Origin of the sequence: Neorhizobium sp. T25_27, from assembly GCF_002968565.1 — a bacterium.
GTDB lineage: Bacteria > Pseudomonadota > Alphaproteobacteria > Rhizobiales > Rhizobiaceae > Neorhizobium > Neorhizobium tomejilense.
Window position 1 is genome coordinate 746,845 of the sequence record NZ_PVBJ01000001.1, and the last position, 17,134, is coordinate 763,978.

10 protein-coding genes are annotated in these 17,134 nt (G+C 64.7%); 5 read left to right on the top strand and 5 right to left on the bottom strand.

The features are described 5' to 3' along the window. Positions 1–11: 11 nt before the first annotated feature. The 4 genes from C5J24_RS03715 to C5J24_RS03730 all read right to left on the bottom strand — a co-directional run bounded on the left by C5J24_RS03715 (position 12) and on the right by C5J24_RS03730 (position 5,536). Entirely contained in the window at positions 12–1,157 is a 1,146-nt protein-coding gene (locus C5J24_RS03715; RefSeq protein WP_105415685.1) for an amidohydrolase, read from the bottom strand. 84 nt (positions 1,158–1,241) lie between these two features. After that, the gene (locus C5J24_RS03720; protein WP_105415687.1) at positions 1,242–2,243 is read right to left on the bottom strand and encodes an NAD(P)-dependent alcohol dehydrogenase; all 1,002 of its coding nucleotides are present in this window, start codon (positions 2,241–2,243) and stop codon (positions 1,242–1,244) included. Positions 2,244–2,459: 216 nt separating this feature from the next. Further along, positions 2,460–3,053 carry an AAA family ATPase gene (locus tag C5J24_RS03725; protein WP_172723837.1) on the bottom strand — a complete coding sequence of 198 codons (594 nt, stop codon included), beginning with the start codon at positions 3,051–3,053 and terminating at the stop codon, positions 2,460–2,462. Between the two features lie 2 nt (positions 3,054–3,055). After that, complete coding sequence (locus C5J24_RS03730; RefSeq protein ID WP_105415691.1) at positions 3,056–5,536, bottom strand: ATP-dependent helicase; 2,481 nt, start codon at positions 5,534–5,536, stop codon at positions 3,056–3,058. Positions 5,537–5,814: 278 nt separating this feature from the next. On the opposite strand from C5J24_RS03730, the gene C5J24_RS03735 reads away from it, so the two are divergent. Next, a complete protein-coding gene (locus C5J24_RS03735; RefSeq protein WP_105415693.1) occupies positions 5,815–7,059 on the top strand; it encodes an efflux RND transporter periplasmic adaptor subunit in 1,245 nt (414 codons plus the stop codon). Then, positions 7,056–10,259 (top strand): efflux RND transporter permease subunit, encoded by a 3,204-nt coding sequence (locus C5J24_RS03740; RefSeq protein ID WP_105415695.1) that lies wholly within the window; start codon positions 7,056–7,058, stop codon positions 10,257–10,259. Before C5J24_RS03735 ends, C5J24_RS03740 begins: the two co-directional genes overlap by 4 nt. Before the next feature lie 89 nt (positions 10,260–10,348). On the opposite strand, the gene C5J24_RS03745 is transcribed toward C5J24_RS03740, so the two are convergent. Then, positions 10,349–11,185: an NAD(P)-dependent oxidoreductase gene (locus tag C5J24_RS03745; protein WP_105415697.1), complete on the bottom strand. Its 837-nt coding sequence runs from the start codon at positions 11,183–11,185 to the stop codon at positions 10,349–10,351. A gap of 355 nt (positions 11,186–11,540) precedes the next feature. On the opposite strand from C5J24_RS03745, the gene C5J24_RS03750 reads away from it, so the two are divergent. From C5J24_RS03750 to C5J24_RS03760, 3 genes are all read left to right on the top strand, one after another. Continuing rightward, positions 11,541–11,744 (top strand): hypothetical protein, encoded by a 204-nt coding sequence (locus C5J24_RS03750; protein WP_105400806.1) that lies wholly within the window; start codon positions 11,541–11,543, stop codon positions 11,742–11,744. A gap of 179 nt (positions 11,745–11,923) precedes the next feature. Then, positions 11,924–13,339 (top strand): FAD-binding oxidoreductase, encoded by a 1,416-nt coding sequence (locus C5J24_RS03755; RefSeq protein WP_105415699.1) that lies wholly within the window; start codon positions 11,924–11,926, stop codon positions 13,337–13,339. A 76-nt stretch (positions 13,340–13,415) separates the two neighbouring features. Then, the gene (locus C5J24_RS03760) at positions 13,416–17,117 is read left to right on the top strand and encodes an AsmA family protein (protein WP_105415701.1); all 3,702 of its coding nucleotides are present in this window, start codon (positions 13,416–13,418) and stop codon (positions 17,115–17,117) included. The last annotated feature ends 17 nt before the right edge of the window (positions 17,118–17,134 follow it).

A 17,134-nucleotide genomic window follows, 5' to 3' on the forward strand; every position in this document is an offset into this window, starting at 1 on the left:
CCGACCCAATTTCAGCCGAGAATATCCCTCGCCACGCGCATAAAAATTTTCGTGCCGATCGGGATCAGGTCGTCGGGAAAATCATAGTTCGGATTGTGCAGGTTCGGCATGTTTTCGCCGGCACCGAGGAAGAACATCGCCGATTTTGAGACCGTCGCGAACCGTCCGAAATCTTCCGAGCCGCGCATCGCTTCACCGACATCGTGGGGAACGCCTTCGGCATCCATCGCCGCCCGCAGCATCCCGGCGGCTTCGGCATGGTTTTCGGAATGGCCGAAGATGTCGTGATAATCCATCTCGCACTGGAGGCCGCCAGCTGCTGCGATCTCGCGAACCATGTTCTCGGCCCTGTTCGTCAGCGCTTCCATCTGGCTGTCGGTCATCGTGCGCAGCGTCACCCAGACTTCCGCATGGCCGGGCGCGATGCCGAATGCGGGTTCGCCAACCGAGGCATGTGTCACCGTTGCCAGCACCATGTCGCCGGTCGCGATCGAGCCCTGGCTGAGAGCCGTCAGCGCCGGCATCAGCGTTGCGACCGCCGGTACCGGCGAGATGCCCGTCTCCGGCATGGAGGCATGCGCCGTGCGCCCGGTCAGAGAAATCCGCAGGCCGCGCGAGGCGCAGTTGACGATCCCGTCCTTCAGCCAGGCATGGCCGAGCGGCAGGCCCGGCATGTTGTGCAGCGAAAAACTGTAATCCGGTACCAGTTCCTTGAACTTCTCGTCGGCGACGACCGCCGCGGCGCCGGCGCCCGTCTCTTCCGCCGGCTGAAAAAGCAGGATGACACGGCCGCGCTTCGGCCTTTCGCGACCGAACTGCCGCCCAAGTGCGGCGAGCATGGCCATATGGCCGTCGTGCCCGCACATGTGGCCCTTGCCGGCGATTTTCGAGCGATGGTCCGGCGAGCCGACTTCCTCGATCGGCAGCGCATCCAGCTCGGCGCGGAACAGAACGGTCGGGCCGGGAAGCCTGCTGTCGTAAACGACCGCGACGCCGGTGCCCCCAAGGCCTGTCACAACCCGGTCGGGCACCGTATCGGCGAGGAACCCTTGCACCTCCGCGGCCGTCGCGATCTCCTCGCTGGAAATCTCCGGCATGGAATGCAGCTTGCGCCGCCAGGCGGTGAGTTCGATGACGTCCTGATTGGTGAGAAACATGGGCTGCTCCCTGATGGCCGGGTCTGGTTTTCGAGGTAACCGGGGCAGGGGTTCTCCGCAAGGAAAACCTCTGCCCTTGGCGTGTCACCAATCGATGCCGATCTTGCCGAAATGGCTGCCGCTCATCTCATAGCGAAACGCGTCGGCGAGTTTTTCGAGCGGAAAGATCCTGTCGATCACCGGCCGGACGAGACCCGTATCGAGCGCCCGCACGAAATCCTGCTGCTGGCGGCGACTGCCGACCAGAATGCCCGACAGAACCGCCTGCTTGCCCATCAACGCCGCGGTCGGCACCTCGCCGCGCGGGCCGGTCAAGACGCCGATCATGGCGATATGGCCGCCCATCTTCACCGCCTGGATGGACTGGCCGAGCGTCGCCGGACCGCCGACCTCCACCACGTGATCGACACCGCGGCCCCCGGTCCAGTCGAAGACCTGCTTGCCCCAGTCGGCATGGTCCTTGTAGTTGACCGTAAACTCGGCGCCGAGCTTCCTGGCACGCTCCAGCTTGTCGTTGGAGGAGGAGGTGATTGCCACCCGCGCGCCCATGGCTTTGGCGATCTGCAGCGCATAGATCGACACGCCGCCCGTGCCAAGCGCCAGCACAGTCTCGCCGGCCTTCAGTCGCCCAAGCTCGGCCAGCGCCCGCCAGGCGGTCAGGCCGGCCGTGGTGATCGTTGCCGCTTCCACATGGCTGAACCCTGTTGGAGCGAGCGTGAAGGCGCCCACCGGCCGCACCGCATATTCCGTCGCGAACCCGTCGATCCCGTCGCCCGGCGTGCGCGAAAAACCGCCCGGTAGCGGCGGACCATCCTGCCAGTCCGGAAAGAAGCAGGAGACCACATGGTCGCCCGGCTTGAACTCGATCACCCCTTCGCCGACCTCCTCGACCACGCCGGCGCCATCCGCCATCAGAACCCGCCCATCGATCGGCGTCCTGCCGCTTGCGACGCCCAGGTCATGAAAATTGATCGAGCTCGCATGCAGCGCCACCCGGATCTCGCCCCGGCCCGGCTTGCCGGGATCCGGCAGATCGACGAGCTTCAGGGCATCGAGCCCGCCAGGGGCCGTGACGATGGCTTTCATGAGTTCCTCCCTTAAAAATTCCAAAGCTCCGGTGCTTGAGGTAGCGGGAGACAGGGAGGCTGACAAGGTTGACTGTCCGCCGGACAATGGGAAGAAGCGTATCGGTCGGTCGGTTTCTCGCAGGCGGCCGTCCAATCGTAAGCCCGGCGCGGATGCGGTGGGGCGAGGGAGGGTGACGTTGCGGGAATATGTGGCTGCTCTGGTAGCCAAGCAGACCTAGGAGATTTCAGTCCGATTTTGTAGTTTTAGCCAGTCTATCCTGGCTAAAACGTCGTCTGTAATCTCGGAAGCGGTGCGTCCGTCGGTATTTATGTAAAGAATATCCTTACCCGTTTCGGTCGCCATGCGGTTCATCTGCCGGAGAGAACGTTCGAGTTGATCCTCCATGCTTCCTTCAGTTTCTCGCCGAGCCAATCTGCTGGCAATGTTCTCTTCCGTTGCCATCAGGCGAACGACAGTGAACCTGGCGCCGGGTATCGCCGACGTGATCCACCTTCTGTCGAAATCCAGGTGCATCATGACGCCCGACAGGATCAGGCGCTTGCTCCCCAGCTCCTTGTAAGTTGACCATATCGCCTTGAGGGTGAGGGCGCTGACATCGATCGTGCCGGGAGAGAGCCGCTCCAGGTCCTGGCGCGAAGGGCGCGGGAATATCCGGTCCAGTTCGTCGCTTTCGATCGCCGCATGCGCAATACCGGCCTCGGCGAGGCGAGCGGAGATCTCCCAGGAAAGAGTAGACTTGCCGACGCCCGCAGGCCCGGTCAGCAGCAGGATTTCGATCTGGTCGTCAGGCCCTACAGCAACGTCCAAGCTCACACCCGCTCCACAAACCCGTCCAGCACCCGCTTCTCTCCGGCCCGATCAAACTCGATCGTCAGCTTGTTGCCCTCGATCGCCGAGATGTTGCCGTTGCCGAACTTGACGTGAAACACCCGGTCGCCGACCGAAAATTGCGAGGGCTTGTCGGCGACCGATTTGGCCACCAGTTCGCCGTCGATCGTGCGGGTGCGCGGGCCGCTTTCGCCGTAGCCGATGCGTTCCACGGCGTGGCCGGAGCGGGTGCCCCAGTTGTCGCGGGTGGCGTCGGTCTTGTTGGCCTGGGCGCGTTTCCAGCCGGGTGTGGAATAATTGTTGGCGAAGGGCTCGGCCTTGTCGAAGCGCGACTGGCCATAACCACCGCGGCCGCCATAACCGCCGTAATTGCTGTCCGAGGCCGCGACATCCACATGGGAGGCCGGCAGCTCGTCGAGGAAGCGCGACGGCATGGTCGATTGCCACAGGCCATGGATGCGGCGGTTCGAGACGAACCAGATATGGCAGCGGTGTTTTGCGCGCGTCAGGCCGACATAGGCGAGGCGGCGTTCTTCTTCCAGCCCCGAGCGGCCGCCCTCGTCGAGCGCCCGCTGGTGCGGAAACAGGCCTTCCTCCCAGCCGGGCAGGAAGACGGTGTCGAATTCCAGGCCTTTGGCCGAATGCAGCGTCATGATCGAGACGGCATCGAGGTTTTCGTTATTCTCGGCATCCATGACCAGCGACACATGTTCGAGGAAACCGCGCATGCTCTCGAAGGCTTCCATGGAACGGACCAGTTCCTTGAGGTTTTCCAGCCGTCCCGGCGCCTCCGCCGATTTGTCGTTCTGCCACATGGCGGTATAGCCGCTCTCGTCGAGGATCTGCTCGGCAAGCGTGGTGTGGAGCGTGTTTTCAAGCAGGCCCTGCCAGCGGCGGAAGTCAGTCACCACGTCGAACAGCGCCTTGCGCGCCTTCGGCTTCATCTCGTCCGTCTCGATGAGGTCGGCCGCCGCCTGCAGCATGGGGATGTCGCGGGCGCGGGCATAGTCGTGCAGGTAGCGCACGGTCGTGTCGCCGAGGCCGCGCTTTGGGGTGTTGATGATCCGCTCGAAGGCAAGGTCGTCGGAGGGCTGGCAGACCATGCGGAAATAAGCCATGGCGTCGCGGATCTCGAGCCGCTCGTAGAAGCGCGGACCGCCGATGACCCGGTAGTTGAGGCCCAATGTCACGAACCGGTCTTCGAACTCGCGCATCTGGAACGAGGCGCGCACCAGGATCGCCATGTCGTTGAGCTTATGTTTGCCGCGCTGGAGGTTCTCGATCTCCTCGCCGACAGCGCGCGCTTCCTCTTCCGAATCCCAAGCTGCATGCACCACGACCTTTTCGTCGTCGGGGTCGGAGCGGTCGGTGAACAGGGTCTTGCCGAGGCGGCCCTCGTTATGGGCGATCAGATGGCCGGCGGCACCCAGGATGTGTTCGGTGGAGCGGTAGTTGCGCTCGAGCTTGATCACCTTGGCGCCCGGAAAATCCTTCTCGAAGCGCAGGATGTTGTCGACCTCCGCGCCGCGCCAGCCATAGATCGACTGGTCATCGTCGCCGACGCAGCAGACGTTCTGCGGAACGTCCTTCGGCCGCTGCGCAAGCAGCCGCAGCCACATGTACTGGGCCGTGTTGGTGTCCTGGTACTCGTCGACGAGGATGTAGCGGAACTTGCCGTGATATTCCTTCAGAAGATCCGGGTTCTTGCGGAGGATCGCGATCGGATGCAGCAGAAGATCGCCGAAATCGCAGGCGTTCAACGTGCGAAGCCGCGCCTGGTAGGCTGCATAGAGTTCGCGGCCCTTGCCGTTGGCAAATGCCCGGGCGTCGCCTTCGGCAATGTCCGGCGGCGTCAGGCCCTTGTTCTTCCAGGTGTCGATCATGCCCCCGAACTGTTTTGCCGGCCAGCGCTTGTCGTCCAGCCCCTCGGCCTGGATGAGCTGCTTGATCAGCCGCACCACGTCGTCGGTGTCGAGAATGGTGAAGTCGGAGCGAAGGCCCGCGAGTTCCGCATGGCGGCGCAGCAGTTTCACGCCGATCGAGTGGAAGGTGCCCATCCAGGGCATGCCCTCGACCGCGCCGCCGACCAGAACGCCGACGCGTTCCTTCATTTCGCGGGCGGCCTTGTTGGTGAAGGTGACCGCAAGGATCTGCGAAGGGAAGGCCCGGCCGGTTGCGAGGATGTGGGCGATGCGGGTGGTCAGCACCCGCGTCTTGCCCGTGCCCGCGCCTGCGAGCACGAGGACAGGGCCGTCGAGCGTCTCGACCGCTTCGCGCTGTTCCGGATTGAGGCCTGCGAGATAGTCGGGCGCCCGGTGCTGGTCGCGGGCCGCCATGGCGCGCGCGGCGATGCCGAGGCCGCCGTTTCCGGCCGGCTGCGCCAGGGCGGGGGCCGGGCCCTTGCGCTGCGCCTGCTCAGGTTCTTCGTCGAAGAACGGAATGTCGTCGAAACTGTTCGTCATGCGGCCAATGTAGTGATTCGGACCTGAAAGACCAGAAAATGTTCTGCTTTCATTCCGACTGTTCACACAAGGCAAGGCCAAATTGTGAAGAGGCCGCCGGTTGCCCACTGCGAAAGCGGCGATTTTAGGAGTATATGTATGCCTCCGGCCTAACATATCCGTGAAATTCCGTGAGGTTACATTTTTGTAAGGTTGCCGAACACCCATTGCGTGAGCACCCGCAAAAAAGGATACTCCCGAGCAATAATGGCCTCCTGGTGCCGCCATCGGAGAATTGAATGCGGATTTGGAAACAGCTTCTGCTCTGTATCGTAGTCCTGGCCGGAGCGCTCGGCCTGTGGGTCTACCTGGTGCCGAGCGCCGGCGGAACCCTGACCAAGATGGGCATTCCCGGTGAAGTGATCGCCGCCGTCATTCCGAGAACCTCAGCCCAGCCCGCACCTGCTCCAGCGGGTGGTGCCAACGGCAATGCTGCGGCGCGTCCGCAAGGCGAGGGCGGAGCCCAGGGCGCCGTGCAGAATGGGCAGCGCGGGGCAGGCGGCCAGGGTGGGGGCCAAGGCGGCAACCGCGCGACGCTCGTCGTCGCTCAGCCGGTCGCGATCGGCACCGTCAACGACCGCCTCTCGGCGATCGGCAGCGGTCAGGCCATCCAGTCGGTCGTCGTCATGCCGCAGGCCTCCGGTACCATCAACGAGATCATGGTGACGTCGGGCCAGAAGGTCACCAAGGGCCAGGTTCTGGCCCGCCTCGACGACGAAGAGCAGACGATCGAGCGCGACAAGGCGCGGGTGGCGCTCGCCAGCGCCCAGGAAAAATCCGCTTCCTACAAGAACCTGCAGTCGTTCTCGCGCCTCGACGTTTTCGATGCGCAGATCGCCGAACAGGCCGCAAAACTCGCACTCTCCACCGCCGAACTCAATCTCAGGCGCCGCGATATCGCCGCCCCGATCGACGGCATTGCCGGCATCGTGGCGGTCAATATCGGCGACAACGTCACCACCCAGACCAATATCGTGACGATCGACGACCGCACGGCCATTCTGGTCGACTTCTGGGCGCCGGAGCGTTTCGCGGTTGCGATCGAGCCGGGCCAGCCGGTCGAGGCGAGCTCGATCGCCCGTCCGGGCCAGGTCTTTTCCGGCAAGGTCGAGGCGATCGATAACCGCATCGATCCGGCAAGCCGCACGATGCGCATCCGCGCCCGGGTGGAAAATCCGGGCGACGTGCTGCGCGCCGGCATGGCCTTCAACGTCGGCATGCGCTTTGCCGGCGAACGATACCCCGCGGTCGATCCGCTGGCCATCCAGTGGGACGGCGAAGGTTCGTATGTCTGGCAGGTCAGGGACAACAAGTCCGTCAAGACCCGGGTGCGCGTCGTCCAGCGCAACCCCGATGCGGTCCTCGTGGGCGGCGAGCTCAAAGAGGGCGACAGGATCGTGACCGAAGGCCTGCAGCGTGTGAGGGAAGGGGCGCCGGTCCGGATCTTGGGGGCGCCGGAAACGGCTGAGGTGGCGCGCCAATGAAGATCGAACTCCCAGGCGTTGGCCATGACGACGAGGGGAAGGCCGAGGCGGAGAAATCCGCGCAGAGCTTTACCGCCCTCTTCGTCCGCCGGCCGATCCTCGCCGCGGTTCTGAACACGCTGCTGGTCGTTGCGGGTCTCGCGGCTCTTGCCGGCGTCGAGGTGCGTGAACTTCCTGACGTCGACCAGCCGGTCATCACCGTGCGCACCAATTACGACGGTGCCTCGCCGCAGACGATGGACCAGGAAGTCACCCAGGTCATCGAGGGCGCCGTCGCGCGCGTCTCCGGCCTCAAGGCTCTGTCCTCGCAGTCGCAGTTCGGCTCCAGCCGCGTGACGATGGAGTTTTCCGACAGCGTCGATCTGTCGGAAGCCGCAAATGACGTGCGCGATGCGGTCGGCCGTGTCGTCAACCAGCTGCCGGACGATGCCGACGAACCGCGCATCGTCAAGGCGGACGCCGATTCCGACGCCATCATGCGCCTTGCGGTCACATCGTCGAACATGTCGATGGAAGATCTTACCCAGCTCGTCAACAACGAGGTCGTCGACCGGCTTGCCGCCGTCGAAGGTGTCGCGGACGTCGAACTCTACGGCGATCAGGACAAGGTGTTCCGCGTCGATGTCAACCAGGCCGCCCTGGCTGGCCGCGGTCTGACCGTCGCCGACGTTTCCAATGCGCTGTCGAGCGCGGCGCTCGACGTTCCGGCCGGCTCGCTGAAGAGCACGACCCAGGATATCGTCGTTCGCGCCACCGCCAACCTCACCACTCCGCAGGATTTCGAAAACGTCCTGATCGGCCCGAATGTCCGCGTCCGCGACGTGGCGACCGTGGCGCTCGGTCCCGATGACGGCACGACGGTGCTGCGCGCCAACGGCGTGCAGGGCGTCGGCCTCGGCATCATCCGCCAGGCGCAGTCGAACACGCTCAACATTTCCGAAGGCGTCAAGGCGGCCGTCGCTGAGATGCAGAAGGCGCTACCGGAAGGCACCCGCATCGCCATCACCGGCGACGACGCGATCTTCATCCAGGGCGCGCTGCACGAAGTCGAGATCGCGTTGATGCTCTCGGCCGCGGTCGTCGTCGTCGTCATCTACCTCTTCCTGCGTGACTGGCGCGCCACGCTGATCCCGGCGATCACCATGCCGGTGGCGCTGATCGGCACGCTGGTGGCGATCTACCTCGTCGGTTTCTCGATCAACATCCTGACCCTGCTGGCGATCGTGCTCGCGACCGGTCTCGTCGTCGACGACGCGATCGTCGTGCTCGAAAACATCGTCAGGCGACGAGCGGAAGGCATGGGGCCGCGCGCCGCCGCCGTGCTCGGCACCCAGGAAGTGTTCTTCGCCGTCATCGCGACCACGGCGACGCTTGCCGCCGTCTTCATTCCGCTGTCCTTCCTGCCCGGCCAGATCGGCGGCCTGTTCAAGGAATTCGGCTTCGTGCTCGCCTTCTCGGTAGCGCTGTCGTCGGTCACCGCCCTGACGCTCTGCCCGATGCTCGCGTCGCGCATGCTGACCAAGCCGATGAAAGAGGACCACGGTCTCCTCGGCGCCTTCGGCAACGGGTTCGCCAGAGTCTATGCGTCGTCGCTGCGGTTCTGCCTCAATGCGCCGCTGGTCGTCATCGTCGTGTCGGTGGTCTTCTCGATTGCCGCCTACAATGTCTTCGGCCTGGTCAAGAGCGAGCTGACGCCGCGCGAAGACCGCGCCACGATCATGCTGCGCCTGACGACGCCGCAGGGCGTCAGCCTCGATTATACCCGCGACCAGATGCAGCGCGTCGAAGAGAACCTGAAGTCGCTGCGCGATTCCGGCGAGATCACCAATGTCTTCTCGATCTCGGGTTTCGGCAGCAACACCAATAGCGGCTTCATGGTTCTGACGCTGGCGCCCTGGGGCGAGCGCAGCCGCACGCAGGACCAGATCGCCGCCGACGTCAACGCCGCGGCTCTGAGGGTTCCGGCCCTGCGCGGTTTCACCATGCAGGCCAACAGCCTGAAAATCCGCGGCGCCGGCAACGGCCTGCAGATGGCCCTGGTCGGCAACGACTACGACGTCCTGACCTCGACGGCTCTGAAGCTCGTGTCGCATATGGAAAGCGAGGGCGCCCGGTTCTTCGATACGCCGCGCCTTACCAACGAGCCGACCCAGGCACAGCTTTCGGTGGCGATCGACCGCGAGCGGGCCTCCGACCTCGGGATCGACATCACCGGCCTGTCGACCGCCATGCAGTCGCTGCTCGAAGGCCGCTCGGTCGTCGACGTCTTCGTCAACGGCGATGCGCTGCCCGTTAAGCTCACCTCGACCACGAGACCGATCGACGACCCGACCGATCTCGAGAACATCTTCCTCAAGACCGGCGACGGCAAGATCGTGCCGATGTCGACGATCGCGACCTTGAAGGAAGGCGCGGTGGCGCCGCAGCTCAACCGCGAGGAACAGCTCGCCTCGGTGTCCATCTCGTCCAACCTGCGCGATGGCGTGGCGCTCGGCGACGCGGTCAGGGAAGTCTCCGCGATCGCCCAGCCGTTCCTGCCGGCGGGCGTCCGCCTGGTCCCAATGGCGGAGGCAAAGACGCTCGGCGAAAACTCCAACGCCATGCTGATGACCTTCGGTTTTGCGATCGTGATCATCTTCCTGGTGCTGGCGGCGCAGTTCGAAAGCGTGCTGTCGTCGATCATCATCATGTCGACCGTGCCGCTCGGTCTTGCCTGCGCCGCCATCGCGCTGGTGCTGACCGGGTCGAGCCTCAACGTCTATAGCCAGATCGGTCTCGTGCTGCTGGTCGGCGTCATGGCGAAGAACGGCATCCTGATCGTCGAATTCGCCAATCAGCTGCGGGACCGCGGCACCAGTGTGCGCGAGGCGATCGAAACCGCCTGCGCCATGCGTCTGCGCCCGGTGATGATGACGATGATCGCCACCGTCATCGGCGGCGTACCGCTGCTGCTGGCCCAGGGCGCCGGTGCGGAAGCTCGTATCGCGCTCGGCTGGGTCATCGTCGGCGGTCTCGGCTTTGCGGTCATCGTGACGCTGTTCATCACCCCGGTCGCCTACCTTCTGATCGCCGGCTTCGCCAAGCCGCATATGCACGAGGAAGCGCGGTTCCATGAGGAACTGGCGCATGCCTCGCGCGGCGGGCAGGAGAAGCAGGACAACGAGAAGGAAAAAGAGGAACAGCTGCTCGCCGCCGAGTGACGGGCGGAGAGAAGACCTGTCCCTTCCATAGCCGCTGTCCTCGGACCCGATCCGGGGACAGACAGGATAGCGTCGAGATTTTCGACGACCTACCGGCCGAGCAGGTCGTTGAGCTGGCCGGCAAGCGCGCCGCCGCCGGCCCGGTCGTCGGCCATCTTCTGAAACACGCCCGCCATTCCCTTGAAGATCAGCGAGGCCGGATCGTCTTCGCCGAGGAATGCGGCGATCTCCTCCATCTCCGCCACCCAGCGATAGGCTTTCGCATACATGTCCGGAATGGCGCCCGAGAGTTTCCGATCGAGGTCGGGGTTGCTTTCGGCCATCTCCCGCCTGAGGCTCTGGTCGGCACCCGATCCGATGGCGGCGAGAAGCATGGCGGTGCCGAGGCCGGTGACGCCCTTGTTGATGCCCGCATAACACATCTTCAGCGCCGAGGCAGCGCCGATGGCGCCCTCGATCCGGCGGACGTGAAGCCCGTGCGCGGCGAGAACGGCGCTTCGGTCCGCCCCGTCACCGCTGATATAGAGTTTTGGTCCGGCTTTTCCCGGCTGCGGCGGCAGGCCGATGATCGAGCCGTCCAGTACGTTCGCCTGGCCGAGCCTGAAGACGGCTGCAACTTGACGCATCGTGTCGGGCGAGATCGCATTGCAATCGATGAATGTCACCGGGCTCGGGCGCTCTCCGATCGCCGCCGACAGACGTTCCGCGACGCCGATCGCCTCGCCGGGCGGGACGATCGACAGAACGATCTCCGCCCCGACGATGTCTTCGAGCGGGGCGGGCTCCATTCCGGCGGCTCTGGCCCGGTCGTGGCTCTCGGGCGAGCGGCCGTCCAGATAGGTCAATACCTTGGCGCCGCCGTCCGCCAACTGCCGGCCGACGCCGCTCCCCATCGCACCCGCGCCGATGATTGCAATTGTCGCCATCGCTGATCTCCTGAAACTTGATAAGGGCAGGACCTGATCTAGCGCATCGATCGGTGACTTGCAGGTGAACTATTTGGCGCCGAGGGAAAAAGATCTGCCCGTGTACCGGAATCAAGGAGCTGCCGCCTCCACCTCGGTCAACGACTACTTCGGCGATTCGCGTCGGGCTCCTGTAACCCCTGCCGGGATGGAGCTGAAGGACTTACCGACGCGGGAGGCTCATGATGGACATCTCGCTGCGGTGGTCGCTTTCGAGGGTTCTTGTGCCCATGACGTCCATGACCGGCGCCTGTTAAACTTGCGGCAACCTTGTGCATGGCATGGCAATGTTGCCACGCAGCAGAAGGAGAGACGTATGGCGTTGATCGGCTTCAAGAATACCCATAACCAGTCCGTATACATCAATCCCGCCCAGGTGCTTTACGTCACGACCTTCGAAGAGGAAGTCACCATCGTCGCTCTCGCGCTTGCCAGCGCCGGCGGCAAGCCGACGGCCGTCTATGTCCGCGGCAATGTCGATCAGGTACAGCAGAGGCTGAGCGTAGCCATAGCGGGCTAGGTTCCGCGTCCGTCATCCGCATGTCGAGTTCGTCGGGGGCAGCTTTCAGCGCCCCGTCCGATGCAAAATCCGAAATCACCAAGGCCGGACTCTGCGTGATCGGTCCGCCGCTGTTCCGGCTGGACAAAACCCGACCCGTCGCCTAACCAATCCCTTGAAAAGACAAGAGGAGAGTGATCATGGCGATCAAGGATGTGAAGGCGGGCCTTCGCAACGAAGAGGGCATCTCGACGGTCCTCGGCATCCTCAAGCAATCCTTCGGGGAGCGTTTCCAGACCGGCCAGTCGTTTCGCGAGCAGCATGCCCACACGACGACCTATCTGCCGGCGCAATTGCCGGATGGCGTCGTCTTCGTCGAAAGCGCCGATGACGTCAAAGCCGTGGTCAAGGCCTGCGCCGTGCATCGCGTGCCGGTGGTGCCATTCGGCATCGGCTCCTCGCTCGAAGGCCAGGTGAATGCGCCCTCCGGCGGCATCTCGATCGATTTCAGCCGCATGAACAAGGTGCTCCGGGTCAGCCCGGCCGATCTCGACGTAACCGTGGAGCCCGGCATCACCCGCGAGGAGCTGAACCGCGAGCTTCGCGACACCGGCCTGTTCTTCCCGATCGATCCCGGCGCCAACGCCTCGGTCGGCGGCATGACCGCCACCCGCGCCTCCGGCACCAATGCGGTGCGCTACGGCACGATGAAGGACAATGTCCTGTCGCTGACCGTCGTCACCGCCGACGGCGAGGAAATCCGCACCGCGCAGCGGGCCCGGAAATCCTCGGCCGGCTACGATCTGACCCGCCTCTTCGTCGGTTCGGAAGGCACGCTCGGCGTCATCACCTCTGTGACGTTGAGGCTGCAGGGCATTCCGGAAAAGATCGGCGGCGGCGTCTGCGCCTTCCCGAGCGTCAAGGCCGCCTGCGACGCCGTGATCATGACCATCCAGATGGGCATTCCCGTCGCCCGCATCGAACTGCTGGACGACGTGCAGATGCGGGCCTGCAATGCCTATTCGAAACTCTCCTATCCGGAAAAGCCGACGCTCTTCCTGGAATTCCACGGCACCGAGGAAACGGTGGCGCTGCAGTCGGCGCAGTTTGCCGAGATTGCCACGGAATGCGGCGGCGACGAATTTCTCTGGACCGCCAATGCCGAGGAGCGGGCAAAGCTCTGGAACGCGCGGCACAATGCCTACTGGGCGAGCCGGGCGCTGGCGCCGGAACTCGACGGCCTTTCGACCGACGTCTGCGTGCCGATCTCGAGGCTTGCCGAATGCGTCGCCGAAACCCAGGCCGATATTGCCGAAAAGGGGTTGCTGGCCCCGATCGTCGGCCATGCGGGCGACGGCAATTTCCACGTCCTGGTGCTCTTCGACGGCAAGGACCCGGCCTCGGTCGACAAGGTCGAAGCGTTCATCGCCCGCCTCAACCACCGGGCACTTTCGATGGACGGAACCTGCACCGGCGAGCATGGCGTCGGCCAGGGCAAGATGTCGTTCCTCGAGGAGGAACTGGGCGGCGCCGTCGAGCTGATGCGGACCATCAAGCGGGGCCTTGATCCGGATAATATCTTCAATCCGGGCAAGATCTTCAGGATTGCCGAATGAGATGCTCCCGCAAGCTTGACTTGCCTGTGAACCCAATGGAACTAGTCTCTTAAGCAAGATCAGGGAGACGGATACCGTGCTCGGACGCATCCTGTTGGCATTCGGCGGATTGGTGGTGGTGGCGCTGTTCACAGCGCTGCTCGCGCCGTTCTTCGTCGACTGGTCGAGCCTGCGCGTCGGCTTCGAGGAACAGGCAAGCCGCATCCTCGGCAAGAAGGTGACCGTCCACGGCGACGTAGATGCGCGTATACTGCCGTTTCCCTCAGTCACCCTGCATGACGTACGGGTGGGGCCTGATACGGATGGTCAGCCGCTGGTGCAGGTGGCACGGTTTTCGATGGATATGGAGCTGGCGCCGTTCCTCTCGGGCGAGGCGCGTATCTTCGACATGCGCATCGAGGAACCGAAGGCTCGGATCCGACTGTTGAAGGATGGCTCGCTCGACTGGATGCGCGGCAGCCGTGCCGCGATCCCGGCCCGCACGGTGGTCATCGAGGATGTGCATATCACCGGCGGCGAGATCAACCTGATCGACGAACAGTCCGGGCAGTCGCGGCAGATCACGGGCCTCGCGGGCGATTTTTCTGCCGGCTCGCTGCGCGGTCCCTGGCGCGGCGAAGGCAATGCGGCGCTCGACGGTTATGAGACCCGGTTCAACCTGGCGAGCGGCACGGCGGATGCCGAGGGCAAGCGTATGCCGCTGCGCCTCAGGCTCTGGCCGGATGCACAGCCGGTGGAAGTCAATCTCGACGGCGAGCTTACCGTCGCCGACAACAAGCCGGCCTATAACGGCAACTTCACCCTCGACTTCCTGCAGGAGGAAGACGAGACCGAGCCGGTGGCGCCGCCGCCGCCCGGGCCACGCCTCAAGGGCGGGTTCGAGGTAACCAACGAACGCATCCGCGTTCCGCAATACCGGCTGGAAGTCGGGGCGACGGACAACCCTTACGTCGTAACCGGCGAAGCGACGCTCGATACCGGCGAGAAGCCTGAATTCCTGCTGACAGCAGACGGCCAGCAGATCGACGTCAATCGGCTGGGCGAGGGCGCGCGGGCCAAGACCGGCCGCGATGCGGCCGCTTCGGCGCAGCGCCGTATCAACAATTTCATCCGGCTGGCGGCCTCGATCCCCATTCCGCAGGTGCCCGGCCGCGCCAGCCTCAGGCTACCGGCGATCGTCGCCAATGACACGACCATACGCGATATCAGGCTCGACATCCGGCCCGCCGGGCGCGGCTGGACGGTGGACAACGTGGTCGCCACCCTGCCGGGCCGCACGCAGCTGGAGGCCAAGGGCAGCCTCGTGCTTCGCGACCGGACGTCCTTCGTCGGCGACATGCTGGTTGCCTCCAGCCAGCCGTCCGGACTTTCCGACTGGCTTTCGGGCCGGGTAGCGCCTGAGCTCCGCCAACTCCGCTCCGCGGGATTTTCGGCAAAGGTCAACCTGACGCCGGACCTGCAGCGGTTCGACAACCTCGAACTGGCGGTCGGTCCGGCAACGCTCAAGGGCCGTGTGGAGCGCCAGTCCGCCCAGGGGCAGACGCCCAATCTTTCGATGAGCCTTGCCGGCAACGAGATCGATATCGATGCGATGCGGGCGCTCGCCTCGCTGATGACCGGCGACGATGCAGGCCAGGACGTGCTCGACCATCGGGTTGCCGCGACGCTGAAGGCCGACCGGTTCACCGCCCTCGGGGTCGCCGCCAACAATGTCGACACCGCCTTCACCCTGGCCGGCGGGGCGCTGTCACTGGAGCGCCTGACGATCGGCAATGTCGAAGGCGCCACGGTTTCGGCACGAGGTCGCGTAGAAGGCTCGCTGCTTGCCTATTCGGGCAATGGCAGCCTCACCTTCCGTTCCGCCGATCCGACAGCTTTCCTGACCATGCTGCGCGACCGGCTGCCCGCGCATCCGGCTCTCGCCCGGCTTGCGGCAAACGGCGCCTGGTTCGCCAACACGGATCTCGGTGCCAGCCTGACCGTCGGCGGCGACCTGAACGGCGTGGAGGTCGTCCTCAAGGGCAAGACCAACGGCAGCGCGGTCAATGCGAACCTGAAGCTTCCAGGCCTCTTCGACCTGACGAGCGGCACCGACATGACGCTCGTTGCGTCGCTCGACAATCCCGATCCGATGGTTCTCCTGGGGCAGGCGGGTCTCGATCCCCTGCCTTTCCAGGGGGATGGCGCGGGAGAACTGCTGCTCAACGTCCACCAGGGTCCGGATCCCGCCGCAAAGGCTGCGTTGACGTTCACGACCGAAAAGACTTCGCTGGACATCAACGGCGATATCCGGATCGGCAGCGAGGGTTTTGGCGAGGGGAGCGGCCACGTCACGCTCAGGAGCGCGGATCTGGAACCCTATCTGCTGATGAACGGCATCGGCCTGCCGCAGTTCGGCACTGGCATGCCGGTGACGCTCGACGCGGATGTCAGCATGACGCCGGAGGCGGTGAAGATCGCCGCCCTTAAAGGTGCGGCGGACGGCAACGCAATCAGCGGCGACATCACAGTCGATCGCAAGGCGCCGGGCATGCCGGCAACCGGCTCGCTCAGCGTCGACAACCTCGATCTTGCCTGGCTCGGTGAGGCGATCTATGGGCCGTTCAGCGATCCGCAGAGCGGGGCGTTTTCCTCAAAACCCTTCGCCCGGCCGATCTTTTCCGGCGCGGATATCGCTCTCGACGTCAAGGCCCGACAGTTCGATGCCGGCGTTTTCGGCAATATCGATGATTTCGCTGCCAGGGTCACCCATCGCAGCGGCGGCATCACCATCGAGAACGGTGCGGGCAACTGGCAGGGCGGCCGGCTCGCCGGCCGGCTGCTGATGTCGAACGGTGACGGAACAGGACTTCTGCAGGCCCGGATTTCGGCTGAGAACGCCGATCTCGCGCCGCTCGTCTGGAAGGCTGGCGGCAAGCCGGTCGCCAGCGGCAAGCTGGATTTCAACATGTCCGCCGAATCGACCGGCAGGACCTTGGCCGAGCTCCTGGGTGCAACGAGCGGTTCGGCCGAGTTGCGGCTGAAGGGCCTGACCGTCGCCGGCGTCAATCCCGATGCGATGAAGCCCTTGATGGCCGGGGTCGACAAGCTTGGCGGCGAGGTGACGGAGGCGAGGGTCCGGCCGATCGCAACCGGCCTGCTGCATCAGGGAAGTGCGGCGGTCGGCAACGTGACCATCCCCGTGACGATCACGGCCGGCGAAGCGCGGGCGCAGAATGTCGCGGCTGGCGTCGGCACCACGAAGCTGTCGGGCGAGGGGCGCTTCGATCTGCTGGATGACAGTCTGAGCGCAAATCTGGCGGTCACCTACGATGCCGGCGAGGAAGCGCTGGCCGGCGGCGATCCGACCATCCGGCTCGACTATTCGGGGGACCTTGCCGCCCCCACCAAGCGGATCGATATCGCGGCGATCACGAATTTCCTGTCGCAGCGGGCTTTCGAGCAGCAGCGGCGGCGTGTCGAGACGCTGCAGGCGAGCGTGCTCGAAAAGCAGCGTCTTCGTCGCGAGGTGGCGCTCTATAATTTCCAGGCGATCGAGCGGCAGGCGGCCCGCGACAAGGCGGCGGCCGAAGAGCGGGCCCGCCAGCAGCAGGCGGCCGAGGCGGAACGCCAGCGTCAGGGGGTGGAGGCGGCGGCGCGTGCGGCGGAGGAGGTGCGTCAGCGTCAGATCAGCCAGCCGCCGCAGCTCATCGTGCCGCCGACCGACGGCGCGATCCGCCAGAACTTTCCGTCCCCCGGCATTTCCAATATGCCAAGCCTGCCAGGGGTGCAGCAGTAGCTGCCCCCAACCGGTTC